The sequence below is a fragment of the Pseudomonas sp. P5_A2_2 genome (genome assembly GCF_054177685.1).
Genome location: NZ_JBGCUL010000696.1, coordinates 1 through 2,433 on the forward strand (window position 1 = coordinate 1; position 2,433 = coordinate 2,433).

The window sequence follows — 2,433 nt, forward strand, 5'->3', positions numbered from 1 at the left end:
CGTCATGGGCCTGACCCTCTACGGACCGGATTCGATGATCAGCGGCGCGGCCGCCATCGACTTCGGCACCGCCAAGGCGGGGGCCACGGCAGCCGGTTTCGTCAACGGTTGCGGCTCGGTCGGGGCGATTCTCGGCGGGCTGCTGCCGGGCTACTTCGACACCGTTACCGTGTTCATCGTCTTCGCCGGCTGCGCAATGTTTTCCGCGCTGGTGTTGATCCCGCACTGGAACAGCCGCCCCAGTGGCCTGGGTACTCAGTTCGCCTACGTGCCCAATCAAGCGATGACCATCAAACCCCTGCGTACCTGAATCCTGCCCCGCGTCGCCTGCTGCACCTGCGGCAGGCTGGCGTGTGGGCCATTGACTGGAGATTTCCCATGAGACCCTTTTGGCTGGACCAGGCCTTGAAGGCTGATGCATCCGAAACCTGTCCGCCACTGGAAGGCGACAGCCGCGCCGACGTGTGCATCGTCGGCGGCGGTTATACCGGGTTGTGGACCGCGATCATGCTCAAGGAGCAGAACCCCGAGCTGGACGTGCTGCTGATCGAGGCAGACATCTGCGGTGCGGGGGCCAGTGGACGCAACGGCGGTTGTGCGTTGTCGTGGTCGGCCAAGTATTTCACCCTTGAGCGTTTGTTCGGCGTCGGAGAGGCCGTGCGCCTGGTCAAGGAGTCCGAGCGCAGCATCCATGCCATCGGCACCTTCTGCGAGCAATACGCGGTGGACGCCGATTACCGCCTCGACGGTACGCTCTACACCGCCACCAACCGTGCGCAATGCGGCTCCACCGATGCAGTCATCGCCGCACTGGAGCGCCACGGCATCAACTCGTTCACCCAGCGGCCGGTGGCCGATGTGCAGCGCATGGCCGGTTCCAGCAAACACCTGGAAGGCTGGTTTTCCCCAGCCGCGGCCAGTGTGCAACCGGGCAAACTGGTGCGCGGTCTGCGCCGGGTCGCCCTGCAATTGGGCGTGAGGATTCACGAAAACACCGCGATGACCGGGCTGGAAGAGGGCAAACCGGTGGGCATTCAAACCCCCAGCGGCACCGTCCGCGCCGACCGGGTGGTGCTGGCGATGAACGCCTGGATGGCCCGGGCGTTCCCGCAGTTCGAACGCAGCGTGGCGATCGTTTCCAGCGACATGCTGATCACCGAGCCACGGCCGGATTTGCTCGACGAAATCGGCCTGACCAGCGGCGTCACGGTGCTCGATTCGCGGATTTTCGTGCACTACTATCACAACACCCCGGACGGCCGGATCATGCTGGGCAAGGGTGGCAATACCTTCGCTTACGGTGGACGCATGCTGCCGGTGTTCGATCAGCCTTCACCCTATGCCGGTCTGTTGCAGAACAGCCTGGCGGATTTCTTCCCGGCGTTTGCCGACGTCAAGGTCGAAGCGACCTGGAATGGTCCGTCGGACCGTTCGGTGACCGGGCTGCCGTTTTTCGGGCAGATGAGCGCCAGTGGCAATGTGTTCTACGGTTTTGGCTACTCCGGCAGCGGTGTCGGGCCCTGCCATATGGGCGGGCAGATTCTGGCGTCGATGGTCCTGGGCCTGGACAACCCCTGGACCCGTTCGCCACTGGTCAACGGACCGCTGGGTTTTTTCCCGCCGGAACCGATTCGCTACATCGGCTCGCTGATGGTGCGCAACGCCATCCGCCGCAAGGAGCGTGCGGAGGATCACGGGCGTCGGCCACGGCATCTGGACGTGCGTTTGGCGCAGTTCGCTGCTGCGGCCGGCAAGGCTGACAAGGGCTGAATCTCAGGGCGCAAGGTCCGAGCGGCTGAGCAGCCAGTCGAACAGCAGGCGGGTATCGCCACGGGGCTCACGCGGGCGAGGGCGGCGAGGTTGAGGCGCAGGGCCCATGGCCGTACAGAGCACCGGGCGATCCGGGTCACTGTCGAGGAAAATCACCAGTACCTCGCTGCCGGCCAAGGGCAGGCGGGACGGGTCGATCCAGTCCTCGGCGGTGGTCAGCGCCAGCGGCAGCCACAGGCCATCGGACGCCGCTGCGACTGATTGTGTGGCGGGCCAGAGGTTCACCTGAACCCGGCCATCCTCATCCACCGTCGGCGGTTGCCCGACCAGGCCGCACACTTGGCCGGGCTGATACCCGGGAATGCTCGGCCTGGGTTGTTTGAGCGAGGGCCTGAACACTGTCGACCAGGGGATGGCGCTGAATTGATTGCAGTAGCCCGGGGTGATGCCCGGTGAGTCGTCGAACAGAATCGATGAATGACACCCCTGATGGCGAATTTCGGTGACCAGCCATTGATCATTGAAATTCGCCAATGGATGTTCGGCCACCTGAACGATCCGGCCGCTGCGTAATGCACCCTGGTTACTTTGGCCGTGGATCTGCAGGTGTCGACAACGCAGACGCTCCAGTTGCCGACGGCTGAGCTGATCGCGATGTTGTTG

The 2,433-nt window shown here is 64.2% G+C and carries 2 protein-coding genes and 1 pseudogene; 2 read left to right on the forward strand and 1 reads right to left on the reverse strand.

Annotated elements, in window-relative coordinates; genetic code table 11:
- A pseudogene (locus ACXRVY_RS24395) lies at positions 1-310 on the forward strand (MFS transporter); the annotation flags it as partial.
- A gap of 68 nt (positions 311-378) precedes the next feature.
- Positions 379-1,770, forward strand: coding sequence for an FAD-dependent oxidoreductase (locus ACXRVY_RS24400; RefSeq protein ID WP_223463833.1), 1,392 nt, complete (start codon positions 379-381; stop codon positions 1,768-1,770).
- A gap of 3 nt (positions 1,771-1,773) precedes the next feature.
- On the opposite strand, the gene ACXRVY_RS24405 is transcribed toward ACXRVY_RS24400, so the two are convergent.
- A partial coding sequence (locus tag ACXRVY_RS24405) for a contractile injection system protein, VgrG/Pvc8 family (protein WP_458238462.1) occupies positions 1,774-2,433 on the reverse strand: 660 nt, incomplete at its 5' end.

Coding starts and splice junctions, on each gene's coding strand:
- ACXRVY_RS24400 (WP_223463833.1), top strand. CDS start 379: ATGAGACCCTTTTGGCTGGACCAGGCCTTGAAGGCTGATGCATCCGAA.